This window comes from Brucella sp. IR073 (assembly GCF_049065735.1).
Classification (GTDB): Bacteria; Pseudomonadota; Alphaproteobacteria; order Rhizobiales; family Rhizobiaceae; genus Paramesorhizobium.
In genome coordinates this window covers 20,965-35,775 of the sequence record NZ_JBAKHD010000005.1, presented here as the reverse complement: position 1 = coordinate 35,775, position 14,811 = coordinate 20,965, and the positions used below count along the sequence as shown (strand labels likewise).

Sequence of the window (14,811 nt, the reverse complement as noted above, 5' to 3'; positions counted from 1 at the left end):
GCGAACTGTTTCGCCCGTCGGGCCGCTTATAAAGCTGCTTCCGTCCCTCATGTTTGAGCTAGCTCAAATTCAAACGGCGAATTCTTCGGCTATGGCAAATGAGAATATTGGAGCCGCCCATGCCACATCTCGACAAATCGCTGATTGCAGGGCTTCCGCCCTTCCATTTCCTCTCGGCGGAGGACATGGAATTCGTGCTTTCCCTCGCCCGCCCTGCCCGCTATGGCAAGGACGGCGAGATTTTCAGCCAGGGGCAGCGCGCCCATTCCTTTTTCCTGCTGCTTTCCGGCCATGTCCGGGTGGTGCGAACCTCGCCGGAGGGCGACCAGTTGGTGGTGCGCTACATCAACGAAGGGGAGCTCTTCGGCATCGCCATGGCGATGGGCACGCCCGCCTATCCCGCTACCGCGCTGGCGGCGGTCGATTGCGTCGTGCTGATCTGGCCCAATGCCGTCTGGCCGCAGATGCAGGAGCGGCTGCCTTCCTTCTCCATGAGCACCTACCGCACCATGGGCACGCGCCTCCTTGAGGCCCATGATCGTGTGCTGGAAATGTCGACCGAGCAGGTGGAGCAGCGCGTCGCCCGCGCGCTTCTGCGCCTGATGGAACGCGCGGGCCGCAAATGCGAGGAAGGCATCGCCATCAGCTTTCCCATCTCGCGGCAGGACATCGCCGAAATGACCGGCACGACGCTGCACACGGTAAGCCGCATCCTGAGCCATTGGGAAGGCGAAGGCGTCGTGAAGAACGGCAGGCAGAAGGTGGTCGTCACCGACCCTCATCAGCTTGCCGCCCTTGCGGAAAACAGGCACGCCTCCCGCAAGGACCGGCTTGCGTCAGGCCACACCCGCGCGCGGGCGTAGCCTCGGCGTCACCAGCGCCTGCCCGTAGAGCACGGCATAGCCCAGGAAGGCGAGCGCCCAGAGCGCGGCGGATGCGTGGAGCAGGGCCGTGCTTGCCGTGAACGGCTCCGCAATCCGCAAGAGCGCCGAAAGCGTGATCGCAGCAAAAACCATGCAGGTGCCGCTTCCCGCCCCCAAATCCCGCCCCGTATGCCCCAGCGTGGCGCGGGCCATGACGGCGAGCGTCATCGCGCCCATCGCGCCCGCGCCGAAGGCGTGGATGGCGGCGACCGGCGGAACAGTGCCGGGCGCAAAAATTGCGATGCCGGCCAGCAGGAACCCGGCGGGAACGAAGGCATAGGCGACATGAAGGATCAGCACCAGCGGATCGCGCAGCGTCCTGTCACCCGCCCAGCGCGCCAGCCGCACGAGATTGATGCCGCCGGCGATAAGAAGCGCAAACCCGGCAATCAGGGTTTCCGGGGCAAAGGCCCATGCGGCCAGAGCCAGCGCCGAGATGGTGATCGTCACCGCGTCGAAGCGATTGAACGGCACTGGCAGGCGCCCCGGATTCTCCCGGGCGAGCCAGTTGCGCGTGAAGCTCGGGATGATCCGCCCGCCTATGATCATGATGAGCATCATGACAGCGCCGATGCCGAGGCGGCGGCTCATGTCCGAAATACCGTCCTGATGCGCCTCGATGTGAAAGAGCACATTGGCCACGAGGAGGACGGCGACCGGCGCCAGCACTTTCAGATTGCGCCAGTTGCGCCCGGCGGTGATCTCCACCCCGGCGGCGACCGCGACGGCGGTGAGGAAAGCGCAATCGATAACCGCGGCGGCAACCCAGCCGATATCGGCGGAAAAGAACACCGCGAAGCGCCCCGGAAGCCAGAGCATGATGAGCACGAACAGCGACATGCCCTGCACGGGCAGGCGTCCGGTCCAGTTCGGGATGGCGGTCAGGAGGAAGCCCGTAATGATCGCCCCGAGATAGCCGAACAGCATTTCATGGATATGCCAATCGACCGGCGCGAACAGGCTTGCCGTTTCCCGATGTCCGTAAAAGAGCGGCAGCCAGAAAAGGATGGAAAGCCCGGCATAGAGACTGCCCAGGAGGAAGAACGGCCGGAAGCCGTAGGAAAGCACCGCCGGGTATTTTCCCGGCTTCACGCGGGGGACTGGCATTTGTTTTACCCTTTCATTCCACGATCGGCGCGATGCCGAGCGAGGACTCGCCGCGGCTGACCGCGATGGCCAGGCAGAAACTATGCGCCACACGCTGCGCCCGGCTCATGAACAGCGCCTCCACCTCAGGCGGGCAAAGCGTGGAGACTGTCTCGCGGAACAGCTTCAGCCATTGCCGGAAATGCGGCTCACCCAGCTCGGGGAATTTCAGATGCGCCGGCAGGGGCCGCCCGTCATAGCGTGAGGTGCGCAGGAGCATAGACGACCAGAAATCGCACATCCTGGCGAGATGCTCCGGCCAGCGGTGAGGCTCTATCGCGCCGTTGAAGATCGGCCCCAGAAGCGCATCGGCGCGGATCCTGTCATAGAAGCCATGCACCACGTCATGGATCATCTTCTCGGTGAGAACGTCCGGCAGCGGCGTCCCGTCGATGAGAACGGTTCGTCCGGAACTAGGGCTTTCGGTCATGCCTGTTTTTCCGTTTTCTTGGAGTGTCAGTATAAGGAGAGGCCAGCCCGGCCCTCTTTGCTCTGAAACAAATACCGGGCGCTTCAGCGGCGAAGCGCCGCGCTGAATATCGGCCTTTGCACCAGACCGCTCAAGGCAGGCCGGTAGGCAAGGATAAACAATCCCCATCCCGCCATCCAGCACAAGGCGCTGAGAGCCTGAAGAATGGGCAGCCAGCCCGCGCCGATTCTCAGGAAGGCGGACATACAGACAAGCATGTATGCGCCAACCATCGTTCTGCTGACGAGAAGCCGATCATTCTCCCTTACCATGGCGGGCCGCAGCATGAAGCTCAGCATCATTACTCCCATCGCGCCCATGGTCAGTGCATGGAGGGCGGACGAAACGGGGAACTCCGCCGGGAAAATCGAGGCGATGCCCGCCAGCAGCAGCCCGAAAGGCGTTGAGGCCCAAGCGGCATGGATCATGAACAGCGCCGGGTAGCGCACAGTCTCGAACCCCTGCCACCGCGCCATGCGGAGGAACAGCAGCGCCGCCGCGACAATCAGGAGGAAGCCGCGGGCAAGCCCATCGAGCAGAACCGCGCCGAGGATGGCGGGAATGGCGGCGTGGGAGAGGAACGGCCTGTCGTCCAGCCTAACCGGAACGCCCGTCCGTTTCAGCCAATGGCGCGTGAAAGCAGGCACCGCACGCCCGCCGATCAGGATGATCAGCATGGTGAATAAGAACGGCGCAAGCCGTCTCACCTCGCCGCTGTCGGAACCGGCGAGGATGGAGGCTCCGCCGAGAAGGACCGGCGCAAGCAATATCCAGAGGCGGCCCCAGGCACGCGCACGGAGGAGATGCCAGGCGAGGACCGCCGCCAACGCCGCGAAATAGCCCGACGCCCCCGCCAAGCGGACCGCGACAGGGAGCTCGTCGCCTGCAAGCCCGGTCAGCCGCGCCGCCAGCCAGAGCATGGTCAGCATCTGCGTCACCACCGGCTGAACCGGCCCGGCGCCGGTCCAGGCCGGAAGCGCGGTTAGGAGATAGCCGCCCACCGCCGCGCCGCCCATGCCGAAGAGCAGCTCATTTGCGTGCCACGCGGTACGGTCGAGGACGACGCTTTCAGGCAGGAGCCAGACCACGGGCGCGGCGAACGCCCACAGTCCGGCAAGCGCGAACAGCGGGCGGTGCGGCGCCGCCCATAGTGAGGGCCAATTCGTCAGGCTTAGTGGCAGCCGCCGCCGCAGCCGCAGCCGGAACTCTTATAGCGGCGGATTTCGATGCGCCAGACATCCGGCCCTTGCGCGAGATATTGCCAATGGAACACGCCGGGAAACCGCGCCTCGATCTGGTAGTGCAAGGGCCGCGGGTCATGGTCGCTGACCACATGCATCGCCGCGCCGGGGTGAAGCATGGTCAATTCCCCGAAAATCCTTGGGTGACGCTCGGCGGGGGGGATAATCCGCACATCGATCAGCGGAATGGTGTTGTTATCAGGCATGATGCTTCCTGAACCCTTTATGTCAAATGCAGCCGCACCATAAAAGGAGCGGCCGCGCCGCTATTTGCGGCGAGACAAACAGAACCGGGAAACACCTCTGCGGATCACGCGCTGGCCTGCAACTCCTGCCAAGCCTCGTAAGCCGAAAGCACCGTCTCCATCTGCGCCGTATGGCCGGCGATGAACTCCTCGCCATAAATCGTCTCGTCAGGATATTCGGTGATGAGCGTGATCGGCACGGTATGGCGGTTGTCGATGGAGGACATGCACGGGAAGCCGTTGATGATGCGGAAGCCGGTTTCGCCCGCATGGATCTCGTAAAGCGCGATCTGGCGGTTGTTGTTGTCGAGAAGGCCGGGAATAGCTCCCAGATGCCGCGTCACGCGGTCGAGGATCGTCTCGGCCTCAGCGCTCCATCCCTCATGGTGGCGCATGACCAGGAAGAAGCCCTTGGGCAGCGTCCACATGGCGAAATTGCGTGGAACGTAGCCTGAGAGCGGTCTCGTCCATTCATGCGAGGGATAACCGTGCAGGTTCACATGCAGCTTCGCGCCGCTAAGCTCTTCCGCCTTGAGCCGAATTTCCTTCTCGTGGAGATGCGGACCGGCATTCTCCCGCGTGCGGTATTCAAGATCGTCGCCCAGCGCCGTGTAGCGGGCCGCATGATGCATGTGCCGCGGATTCTCGGCACGCAGGCGCTGGTGCAGGGCGTAACCGTCAGGATTTTCTAGCGGCGATATCGTGAAATGCGCGCCCGGCCGGTCCTTGAGCCGCCGCGCCGCGCGGATCGCGCCGACGATGCCCGTCGTCTCGTTCGGATGTTGGCCGCCGCTGATCATGACCGGCGCATCGCTGCCCTTGACATAGCGGGCGAGAAGCGTACGGCCCGAGCGCGAGCGGGCGGAAAATTCCTCGCCGCCAATCTCCGCAAGCAGCCGCCCAAGCTGCGCCGCCGCCACGGGCTCGCTTGCCTTGTCAATGGCCTGCTCCTGGCCGTCGAGAAAGCCCGAACTGAGTGCCCTCGCCTCGACGCGAACCGAAACAGCGCCCTCGCTGCGGATGATCTCTGGCACGATCTGCCCCGGCTTGAGGCCCCGATCCCCCAGCGGTCGGCCGGACTTCTTCTGGAAGAACTCAAGCAGCGAGAAATAGAAATCCTCATGCAGCGCCTCGCGCAGACTGACGACTTCATCGCCTACCGGCAATTCCAAGTCCGCTGCCGGATAGGCCACGCGGATGTTCAGTTCCTCGAAATAAGGCTCCCGGTCGCCCCACTCGTGGCTTGCGACCGCCTTAACCGTCTCATGGAACAGGCGCTCATAGTCCGTCTCCAGCCGCTCGCCCGGCGTGTTGTCAATTCGCAACCAGCCCGTGGGAGAGACATTGGTCTCGCCTGCGATATCCGTATGCACGCGGTTGGGAGCGAATATCTTAAGCTTGTCGGTCTCGTCCTTGTATTTGAGCGTGACGCCGTAGAAAAATTCGCCGTCCTCGCGCGCGACGAAGGTGATCTTGCGATCGCCCACCATCGCCGCGAGCGGATAGGCCTCCAAGCGGAAGCGATTGGCTGGCGCTTGCGGATGAACCGGGTAATCAATCTCAATCGCTTCGACGCCGGTGAGGTCCAGCTCTTCGATGAACGCAAACAGCAGCGGCTTGTAGGCGCTGCGGATGCGGGCGGTGACGCCCTTCGCCGCGAGCCGCCGCTCGGCTTCCCGGCGGCTTTCGGCGTCGTCGAAGGTCCACGCCTCCACGATCTGCCCCGGCACCGCATCGGCAACGATCTTATCAAGCGTGCGCGAGAAGGATTTCTCGAAGATCATGTCATTCACCGTGAGCTTCTGCCGGTCGGGTCAAGCGTATCCCGCAGCCAGTCACCGAGGAGGTTGAGGCCAAGGACGGTGAGCATGATGGCAAGGCCGGGGAAGACGCTCACCCACCACGCGGTTTGCAGGTAAGTACGGCCATCCGCCAGCATCCCGCCCCAGCTCGGAATGGTGGGATCGACGCCCATGCCGAGGAATGTCAGGCTCGATTCCAAAAGGATGTTGGTGGCGACATTCAGCGTCATCAGCACGATGACAGGGCCGATCAGGTTCGGCAGCAGGTGCTGCAGGATGATGCGCCAGTCCTTGACCCCGATGGCGCGGGCCGAAAGGATGAACTCCCGCTCGCGCAAGGAAAGCACGGAGCCGCGCACGAGGCGGACATATTGCACCCATTGCGAGACGATCAGGAGGATGATCGTATTGGTGAGGCTTCCCCCGATGATGGCAATGAAGGTGATTGCCAGCAGAATGAACGGCATGGCGAGCTGGATATCGGCAAAGCGCATCACCAGCATATCCCAGAAGCCGCGATAATAGCCCGCGATCAGCCCCATGACGACGCCGACCACCACCGAGCCCGCGACCGATGTGATGCCGACGAACAGCGAAATCTTGCCGCCCGCCACCACCCGCGCCAGCACGTCGCGCCCCAGCGGATCGGTGCCGAAGGGATGGGCGGCATTGGTGAACGGCTTCACGAGCCGCGCCATCAGGTCGATCTTCTCACCGCCGCCCGGAAAGAGCACGTCCGAGAGAAGCACCGCGAGGCAGATGATGGCGGTGAGCGACACGCCCAGGATGAATTCCAGATTTTTATAGCGCGACGCGCGTGAGATGGTTGCAGCCATGGCGGTTACTCCGTGCGGATGCGCGGATCGACAAGCCCATAGGCGATATCGACCAGAAGATTGATGCCGACGATCAGCAGCGAGAGGACAGTAATGACGCCCTGCAAGACCGGAAAGTCCCGCGCCGCCACCGCGTCGAAAGCCAGCGTGCCGAGGCCCGGCCAGTTGAAGACCCGCTCGATGACGACGATGCCGCCCAAGAGCCCGCCGAACTGGATGCCGAAATAGGTGATGAGCGGAATGGCGCAATTGCGCAGCGCATGCTTGTAGAGCACCTTGGTTTCGCTGAGGCCTTTGGCCCGCGCGACCATGATATATTGCGATTGCAGCGTCTCCAGCATCGAGGTGCGAACGAGGCGGACATTGGTCGCCGTCAGGATCACGCCCATGGTGATGGCGGGCATGATATAGCTCGACAGCCCGACCATGCCGCTCGGCGGCAAAAGGTTCAGCGTAATGGCGAAGAGCAGCACCAGCATGGTGGCGAGCCAGAAATTCGGAAAGGACAGGCCGACCAGCGACAGGATGCGGATCGCCTGGTCCGCCCACTTGCCCCGCGCCGTCGCCGCCTTGATGCCGAGCGGGATGGAAATGACGATCGAAACCGCGATGGAAATGAAAGCAAGCAGCAGCGTGGCGGGGAGCGCATGCCCGATCAGCGTCGCCACGGACGTGCCGCCGACGAAGCTACGCCCGAGATCGAGCGTGACGAGGCCTTTCAGGAAATGAAAATATTGCACGAGAAACGGCTGGTCGGTCCCGAGCGCCGCGCGGATGCGCGCCAGATCATCCTCCGTCATGCTCCCGCCGCCTTGAAACATCGTGACAGCCGGATCGCCCGTCAGCCGGATGGCGAAGGAAACCACGAGCGTGATGACGATGACGACGAAAATCGCCTGGAGCAATCGCTTGATAAGAAAACCGGCCATGGGGTGTTCCCTTTAGATTATAGGAGACGCCGGCGGGACAGCGCCCCCCTCTGCCCTGCCGGGCATCTCCCCCGCAAGGGGGGAGATTGGCTGGCATCGCCCGCACCGCTCATACTGCAACGTTGGCGATTAGCGCCGTGCGTCTATGAAGGCGTAATCTCCCCCCTTGCGGGGGAGATGTCCGGCAGGACAGAGGGGGGCGCTGTCCCGCCAAGATATCCGCCTGTTACTCCACCGTCACATCCGTCAGCTTCATCCGGTTATCCGGCGCAGGGACAAACCCCTTCACCCGCTTGCTGATCCCGTAAATCGCATTGGAATTATAAAGCGGCACCTCCAGCGCGCGGTCGGCGGCATAGGCGGCCACTTCCCGCAATATCTTCTCGCGGCCCGCGCGGTCGGTCATCGAACGCTGTTCTTCCAGAAGCTTGTCCAGCTTTTCGTCCTTGTCATACGGGTTCCACTTCTCGCCCGAGTGGTACATGAGATAAGCGGTATTGTCGTAGTCGAAGGTCCACCCGCCCCATTTCTGCTGGAACATCGCGCCCGTCTTGCCCTGTGGGATGATGTCGTTGAGCAGAACATTGGTCTCGTAGGGCTTGATGGTCGCGGTGAGACCGACCATGGAGAGATAGCTCGAAATGACCTGCGCCACCTCGTTCATCGTCTGGTCGTTGCCGCGGATATCGATCTGGAGCGGCGTTCCGGGCTTCACGCCGGCCTCGGCGAGCAGCTTCTTGGCTCCATCAGGATCATAAGGCAGCGGCTTCAGATTGGGGTCATAGCCGAAGGAAAGCGCGCTTTGGAAGCTCGCGATTTCGGACGCCTGCCCGGCCAGGATCGATTTCACAATCGTGGCGCGGTCGATGGCCATGATGATTGCCTTGCGCACGCGCGGATCGGCGGTGATGCCGTCGCGGGTGTTAAAGCGCAGCGCATCGACGGTCGGCCCGGGAATGGAGAGAACCTCCAACTTCGGGTCGTTCTGAATGACCGGGATCATGCCGATGGGGATGGTCGGCGGGATGACGAGATCGACGCGCCCGGCCTGCAATTCGGCCACCGCCGTCGCCGGTTCCGCAATGAAGCGATATTCCAGCTCGGAAAGCTTCGGCGCACCGCCCCAATAATCCGGGTTGGCCGCAAGCTTGATATCGACCTTCGGTGCATAGGACACGAATTTGAACGGGCCGGTGCCGACCGGGTTCAGGTTGAAATAATCCTCGCCCTTCTCCTTGATATATTTCGGCGGCACGATCATCGCGCCATAGCCTGCGAGCTTGGTCAGCAGCACCGGGTCCGGCGTCTTCAGCTTCATATCAACCGTATAGGGATCGATGATTTCGACGGTGTCGATGGCCGTGTAGTTGGAGCGCTGCGGGCCCTTGGAGCCTTCCGTGCCCAAGAGGCGATCGAAGGTGAACTTGACCGCTTCGGCGTCGAACGGCTCGCCATTATGGAACTTCACGCCCTGGCGCAGCTTGAAACGAATGCGCTTGCCGTTATCCAGCTCTTCCCAGGATTCGGCCAACCCCGGCGCGACCTTCAGGTCCGGCCCGCGCCATGTCAGGCCGTCGAAAATATTGGTCGCGACCGCCGCCCATTGCACGAAGAAGGTGTCGATCGGGTCCCAGCTGCCGGGGTCCTGCGGGCTGGAAATGGTCAGCTTACCGGCGGCGAAGGCCGGTGCGGTGAATGCGGTGGCTGAAAGCGCAAGCGCCACGAAACCCGCCATAAGTCCCCTTTTTATCGTTGTCATTGTCTGCTCCTCTTTCAGTTATTTGCGATTTCTCGAGTTAAAGTATTTGCTTTCAAGCGGAGAACGCTGGCGGGACAGTACCCCCCTCTGCCCTGCCGGGCATCTCCCTCTCAAGGGGGGGGGGAGATCGGCTGATATCGCCCTCCGCTGCCCCATTCTGCAACGTTTGCGATTGGTGCCGAGCGTTCATGAAGGCGTGATCTCCCCCCTTGAGGGGGAGATGCCCGGCAGGGCAGAGGGGGGTGAACGACGCATCCATCAAAAGCCCCCGGTCAACCCATTTCGCGCCACGAAATGCCCCGGCCTGATCTCCTCATGCCCAACGATCTCCGGCTCATCCCCCACCCGGCGCACCGGATTGGGAATCTCGCCCTCGATAAGCGCCGTATGACGCTCCACCGTCGGATCAGCCACCGGGACAGCCGAAAGCAGCCGCCGCGTATAATCATGGGTCGGCGTCTCGAACACCTGGCGGCGCGTGCCCATTTCCATGATCTGACCGAGATAGAGCACGGCGACGCGGTGGCTCATCTTCTCCACGACAGCCATGTCATGGCTGATGAAGAGGTAGGCCAGTCCCCGCTCCGCCTGCAGATCCATGAACAGATTGATGATCTGCGCCTGAATCGACACATCGAGCGCCGACAGCGCCTCGTCGGCGATAATGAGCTTGGGGTCCGAGGCGAGCGCGCGGGCGATGCAGACGCGCTGGCGCTGGCCGCCGGAGAATTCATGCGGATAGCGGCTGGCATGGGCGGAGGTGAGGCCGACGCGCTCCAGAAGCTCATCCACCCGGCGACGCACCGCCTTTTGCCCTAGGATCAGGCCATGGGTGTTGATCGGCTCGGCAATGGAGAACCCGACCGTCTTCCTCGGATCGAGCGAGGCGAACGGGTCCTGAAAAATATATTGCACTTCCTGCCGCATGCGAAACCGCTCCGCCGCCGACATGGAGGAATAGGTCTTGCCGTTGAAGGCGATCTCGCCCGATGTCGCGGACTGCAGCTGCTGGATCGTGCGCCCGATGGTCGATTTGCCGGAGCCGGATTCACCCACCAGCGCCAGTGTCTCGCCGGGATGGATGTCGAAGCTCACCTTCTGCACGGCGGAAAGACGGTGCGTCGCCTTGCCGAAGAGGTTCTTGCGAATGTCGAAGCGCACGGAGAGGTCGCGTACGGAGAGAAGCGGCTTCTCGCCATAATCAGCGGTGTCCTGCACCCGCTCCTCGCCCACCAGCGCCGGCTCGCCGTCTTTCAGCACGATCAGCGGCAGGCGCTTCGGATAATCTTCGCCCGCCATGCTGCCGAGGCGCGGCACGGCGGAAAGCAGCGTGCGGGTGTAGGGATGCCGGGGATTGGCGAAGATATCCCTGACCGGGCCTTCCTCGACCTTCTTCCCCTTCCACATCACCACCACATGGTCGGCCATCTCGGCCACGACGCCCATGTCATGGGTGATGAAAACCATGCCCATTCGAAGCGTCTTCTGCAAATCGCGCATGATGTTGAGGATCTGCGCTTGGATGGTCACGTCGAGCGCGGTGGTCGGCTCGTCGGCGATGAGCAGCTTCGGGCGGCAGGCGAGCGCCATGGCGATCATCACGCGCTGGCGCATGCCCCCGGAGAGCTGATGCGGATAGCGCTTGAGAAGCTGGGCGGAGTCAGGGAGGCGCACCATGTCGAGCAGCCGCCGGGCCTCGGTGAGCGCCGCCGCCTTGTCCATCTTCTCATGCAGGACAAGCACTTCGCAGATCTGGTCGCCGATGGTGAATACCGGGTTCAGCGAGGTCATCGGCTCTTGGAAGATCATCGCGATCTCCTTGCCTCTGATCGCGCGCATCTCCTTCTGGGAAGCCTTCAGCAGATCCTTATCGCCGAACAGAATACGCCCGCTCGGAAACTTCGCGCCCATCATATCGGCAAGCCGAAGCGTGGTGAGTGAGGTTACCGATTTTCCGGAGCCGGATTCCCCGACGATGGCCACCGTCTTGCCTGGCTCGACGCTGAAGGAAAGATCGTCCACGACGCGGTTGCCGCCGAACGCGACGCTTAAATTTTCGACCGAGAGGAGCCGCGCGGGTTTGTCCATCGTCATGTCTGCGCCTCCGGCTTGATCGTCGCGAGCTTGGCGCCGGCGGTCTGCATGGAACCCGCTTGTGCAAGAAGACTGACGCGGCCCGCGACCGGCGCGATCACCGGCGTTTCCATCTTCATTACATCCATGACAGCCAGCACATCCCCTTTTTCCACCACGGCTCCGTCAGCGACATTCCATTGCACGAGCAGGCCCGGCACGGGCGCGGTCACGTCGCCTGCTTCAACTCCAGAGCCAACTGTTTCCGGGACCACACTCTGCCCCGGCACCTGCCCAAGTAATCGCAGGAATGTGTCAGGAATGCCAATTTCAACCCTTTTGCCGTCGATCTCGATGGGCGCGCGCAAGAGCGTACGCTCCGGTACGGGCTCCGGCCGCGCCTCGGCTTCGAGCGCCCCGGCGAAATCCGTCTCGATCCAGCGCGTGTGAACGCGGAAATCCTCGCCCGTGAAATCCGGATGCTCCAGCACGGCACGGTGGAACGGCAACACGGAGGGCACGCCCTCGATGCGGAACTCGCTTAAGCTCCGGCGCGCGCGGGCAATCGCCTGATCGCGCGTCGGCCCCCAGACGATCAGCTTCGCGGCAAGGGAGTCGAACATGGGCGGGATATCAGTACCGCCGGTTACGCCCGAGTCGAGCCGCACGCCCGGCCCGGCAGGCGCGTCGAATGCGGTGATCCGGCCTGCGAAGGGAAGGAAGCCGCGTCCGGGGTCTTCCATATTGATGCGGAACTCCAGGGCGTGGCCGCGCGGTTCCGGTGTTTGCGTCATCGTCAAGGGCAGCCCTTCGGCGATACGGAACTGCTCGATCACGAGATCGATCCCGGTCGTCTCCTCGGTAACGGGGTGCTCCACCTGAAGCCTCGTATTGACCTCGAGGAAGGAGATCACCCCATCGGCGGAGAGCAGAAACTCCACCGTGCCCGCCCCGGTATAACCGGCCTCACGGCAGATATCGCCCGCCGCCTTGTGAATCTTCTCCCGCTGTTCGGGCGAGAGAAAGGGCGCGGGCGCTTCCTCGACGAGCTTCTGGTTGCGCCGTTGCAGCGAGCAATCGCGCGTGCCGACGACCACCACATTGCCATGGCGGTCGGCCAGCACCTGCGCCTCGATATGGCGCGGGCGGTCGAGGAACTGCTCGAGATAGCACTCGCCGCGCCCGAAGGCGGCGATAGCTTCGCGGGTGGCGGATTCGAAAAGCTCTTGCACCTCGTCCAAATGCCGGGCGATCTTGAGCCCCCTGCCCCCGCCGCCATGCGCCGCCTTGATGGCAATGGGAAGGCCGAATTTTTTGGCGAAGGCATAAGCTTCTTCTGCTGACGCAATCGCCCCGTCGCTACCCGCGACCAGCGGTGCGCCGACCTTCTGCGCAATGCGCCGCGCCTCCAGCTTGTCGCCCAAAGCCTCGATAACATCAGGGTCAGGGCCGATCCATGTCAGCCCCGCCTCGATGACCGCCCGCGCGAACTCCGCCCGCTCTGAGAGAAAGCCATAGCCCGGATGCACGCTATCTGCGCCGGAGCGCTTCGCGATGGCAATGAGCTTATCGATGTCGAGATAGGTTTCCCTGGCCGAAACGCCGTCAAGCGCATAGGCCTCATCCGCCAGCGCGACGAACGGCGCATCCGCGTCGGCGTCGGCATAGACGGCCACGGAGGCAAGGCCGTAATCCCTACAGGCCCTGTTGATCCGCACCGCGATCTCGCCGCGATTTGCTATCAGAACCTTCTTCATGCGCTTTTTCCTGAAATGATCCGCGGTGCGAAATCGTGGGCCGCATGGAAGCGGATGCGTGCGCCGACAGGTATCTGCCCGGCAAGGTCGAGATGATGGGCGGCGACATTGGCGATAACCGGATAGCCGCCCGTCAGGGGATGATCGGTGAGGAACAGCACCGGCTGACCGCTCGCCGGCACCTGCACCGCGCCGCGCACCGTCGCCTCGCTCGGCAATTCCGCATGGATTTTGCGCTCCAGCGCCTCGCCCGCAAGCCGGATGCCGACACGGCTCGACTGCGGCGTCACCGTCCATTCCTGGGAGAGAAAGTTCTGGACGGCCGCGTCGGTGAACCAGTCCGTGCGCGGGCCGAGCACGACATCCAGCACCACCGTCGCGCCCATGGCAGGCATGGCGAAGGCAGGAGATTCCGGCAATGACACAACCGTCCCCGCCGGCACAGTGCGGATGCCGACCACATCGCCCGCCTTTAGCGCGGCGGGGCCGATCTGCGCCAGCGTATCCGTGGCGCAGCTTGCCAGAACCGGAGCCACATCGAACCCGCCCCTGACCACGAGATAAGAGCGCATTCCGGCGACGGGAACCCCCAGCGAAACCACATCGCCGTCATCGAGCGCGACGGGGCTGTTCATCGGCAAGGCGATTTTCCGCCCCCGCGCGTCGGTGACGGTAATAGCCACTTCCGCCCCGGTAACCGCCATCACACCGCGCCCGCGCATGGCAAAACTCAACCCGCCAAGCGTAATCTCCAGCGCCGCCGCGCCCGCCGGATTTCCCACCAGCCGGTTGGCCGCCTTGAAGCTCGCCCGGTCCGCCGCACCTGATACGCTGATCCCCTGCCCCGCCTGCCCGGCACGGCCAAGGTCCTGAAACAGAACAGGCAGGCCGGTGGAGAGGATTTCGATGGCCGCCTCATCCGAGCCAGCCAATCTCCCCCCTTGCAGGGGAGATGCCCGGTAGGGCAGAGGGGGGTGCTCTCGCGCCGGCGTTCCCACTTCATACACCCCATCCTCCGCCATATTCCGAAACCGCACCCGGCTCCCCGGCTGCAGCAGCGAAGCGGGATTGCGTTCGATGTCGAACATGGCAAGTGGCGTCGAGCCGATGAGCTGCCAGCCGCCGGGGCTTGCCTTGGGATAAACCCCGCTGAACTCCCCCGCGAGCCCCACCGCTCCCTCCGGAACCTGCGTTCGCGGCGACAAGCGGCGCGGCACCGTCAGGCGCGGGTCGCCGCCGGCGAGATAGCCGAAGCCGGGGGCGAAGCCCATGAAGGCGACCACATACTCGCTTTGCGTATGGAGACGCACCACATCATCGATGCTCATGCCCAGAAGGCCCGCGACCTCAGGCAGATCCTCGCCATCATAGCGGACGGGAATCTCGATCAGCGCCCCCGATGCCCGCTTCCGCTCGCCGCCCGCCCGCGCCGCAAGCGCCTCTATCAGCGCATCCTCGGAAATTTCGCCTATGTCGAATGAAACGAGCAGCGTCCGCGCGGCGGGAACGATCTCGCGCAGGCCGGGAACGGGATCGTCCTCCAGCGCCGCGCTGAGCGCCAGCACCTGATCGAGCCCGGCAAGCTCCACCAGCACATGCCCTGCCCTTACCGGAAGGATTCGCATTGACGT

Annotated in this window: 12 protein-coding genes; 1 reads left to right on the top strand and 11 read right to left on the bottom strand. The window is 63.4% G+C overall.

Going from position 1 to position 14,811, the window contains the following annotated elements:
* The first annotated feature begins 119 nt into the window (after positions 1–119).
* Positions 120–863: a Crp/Fnr family transcriptional regulator gene (locus ACOWVG_RS12090; protein WP_420962460.1), complete on the top strand. Its 744-nt coding sequence runs from the start codon at positions 120–122 to the stop codon at positions 861–863.
* On the opposite strand, the gene ACOWVG_RS12085 is transcribed toward ACOWVG_RS12090, so the two are convergent.
* The 11 genes from ACOWVG_RS12085 to pxpB form a co-directional block, all read right to left on the bottom strand.
* Positions 837–2,030, bottom strand: a complete 1,194-nt coding sequence (locus ACOWVG_RS12085; protein ID WP_420962459.1) for an NnrS family protein — start codon at positions 2,028–2,030, stop codon at positions 837–839. The two genes, ACOWVG_RS12090 and ACOWVG_RS12085, sit on opposite strands and share 27 nt — an antisense overlap.
* Before the next feature lie 13 nt (positions 2,031–2,043).
* Positions 2,044–2,499 (bottom strand): group III truncated hemoglobin, encoded by a 456-nt coding sequence (locus ACOWVG_RS12080; RefSeq protein ID WP_420962458.1) that lies wholly within the window; start codon positions 2,497–2,499, stop codon positions 2,044–2,046.
* 83 nt (positions 2,500–2,582) lie between these two features.
* Positions 2,583–3,707 (bottom strand): NnrS family protein, encoded by a 1,125-nt coding sequence (locus ACOWVG_RS12075; protein WP_420962889.1) that lies wholly within the window; start codon positions 3,705–3,707, stop codon positions 2,583–2,585.
* 2 nt (positions 3,708–3,709) lie between these two features.
* Positions 3,710–3,985 carry a DUF2249 domain-containing protein gene (locus ACOWVG_RS12070; RefSeq protein ID WP_420962456.1) on the bottom strand — a complete coding sequence of 92 codons (276 nt, stop codon included), beginning with the start codon at positions 3,983–3,985 and terminating at the stop codon, positions 3,710–3,712.
* Between the two features lie 104 nt (positions 3,986–4,089).
* On the bottom strand, positions 4,090–5,808 hold the full coding sequence (locus ACOWVG_RS12065) for a M14 family metallopeptidase (protein ID WP_420962888.1): 1,719 nt from the start codon (positions 5,806–5,808) through the stop codon (positions 4,090–4,092).
* A 5-nt stretch (positions 5,809–5,813) separates the two neighbouring features.
* Positions 5,814–6,662 (bottom strand): ABC transporter permease, encoded by an 849-nt coding sequence (locus ACOWVG_RS12060; protein ID WP_420962455.1) that lies wholly within the window; start codon positions 6,660–6,662, stop codon positions 5,814–5,816.
* Between the two features lie 5 nt (positions 6,663–6,667).
* Positions 6,668–7,591, bottom strand: a complete 924-nt coding sequence (locus ACOWVG_RS12055; RefSeq protein ID WP_420962454.1) for an ABC transporter permease — start codon at positions 7,589–7,591, stop codon at positions 6,668–6,670.
* Positions 7,592–7,817: 226 nt separating this feature from the next.
* Complete coding sequence (locus tag ACOWVG_RS12050; RefSeq protein WP_420962453.1) at positions 7,818–9,350, bottom strand: ABC transporter substrate-binding protein; 1,533 nt, start codon at positions 9,348–9,350, stop codon at positions 7,818–7,820.
* A 258-nt stretch (positions 9,351–9,608) separates the two neighbouring features.
* Entirely contained in the window at positions 9,609–11,444 is a 1,836-nt protein-coding gene (locus ACOWVG_RS12045; RefSeq protein ID WP_420962452.1) for a dipeptide ABC transporter ATP-binding protein, read from the bottom strand.
* Positions 11,441–13,180, bottom strand: coding sequence for an acetyl/propionyl/methylcrotonyl-CoA carboxylase subunit alpha (locus ACOWVG_RS12040; protein WP_420962451.1), 1,740 nt, complete (start codon positions 13,178–13,180; stop codon positions 11,441–11,443). The genes ACOWVG_RS12045 and ACOWVG_RS12040 overlap by 4 nt, the downstream gene beginning before the upstream one ends.
* Entirely contained in the window at positions 13,177–14,805 is a 1,629-nt protein-coding gene (gene pxpB, locus ACOWVG_RS12035; protein ID WP_420962450.1) for a 5-oxoprolinase subunit PxpB, read from the bottom strand. The genes ACOWVG_RS12040 and pxpB overlap by 4 nt, the downstream gene beginning before the upstream one ends.
* Between the last annotated feature and the right edge of the window lie 6 nt (positions 14,806–14,811).

Bases quoted from the DNA above. Each gene is read 5' to 3' on its own strand.
- ACOWVG_RS12065 (WP_420962888.1), bottom strand. From the start codon at position 5,808: ATGATCTTCGAGAAATCCTTCTCGCGCACGCTTGATAAGATCGTTGCC.
- ACOWVG_RS12055 (WP_420962454.1), bottom strand. From the start codon at position 7,591: ATGGCCGGTTTTCTTATCAAGCGATTGCTCCAGGCGATTTTCGTCGTC.
- ACOWVG_RS12085 (WP_420962459.1), bottom strand. From the start codon at position 2,030: ATGCCAGTCCCCCGCGTGAAGCCGGGAAAATACCCGGCGGTGCTTTCC.
- ACOWVG_RS12080 (WP_420962458.1), bottom strand. From the start codon at position 2,499: ATGACCGAAAGCCCTAGTTCCGGACGAACCGTTCTCATCGACGGGACG.
- ACOWVG_RS12050 (WP_420962453.1), bottom strand. From the start codon at position 9,350: ATGACAACGATAAAAAGGGGACTTATGGCGGGTTTCGTGGCGCTTGCG.
- ACOWVG_RS12090 (WP_420962460.1), top strand. From the start codon at position 120: ATGCCACATCTCGACAAATCGCTGATTGCAGGGCTTCCGCCCTTCCAT.
- ACOWVG_RS12045 (WP_420962452.1), bottom strand. From the start codon at position 11,444: ATGACGATGGACAAACCCGCGCGGCTCCTCTCGGTCGAAAATTTAAGC.
- ACOWVG_RS12040 (WP_420962451.1), bottom strand. From the start codon at position 13,180: ATGAAGAAGGTTCTGATAGCAAATCGCGGCGAGATCGCGGTGCGGATC.
- ACOWVG_RS12060 (WP_420962455.1), bottom strand. From the start codon at position 6,662: ATGGCTGCAACCATCTCACGCGCGTCGCGCTATAAAAATCTGGAATTC.
- ACOWVG_RS12070 (WP_420962456.1), bottom strand. From the start codon at position 3,985: ATGCCTGATAACAACACCATTCCGCTGATCGATGTGCGGATTATCCCC.
- pxpB (WP_420962450.1), bottom strand. From the start codon at position 14,805: ATGCGAATCCTTCCGGTAAGGGCAGGGCATGTGCTGGTGGAGCTTGCC.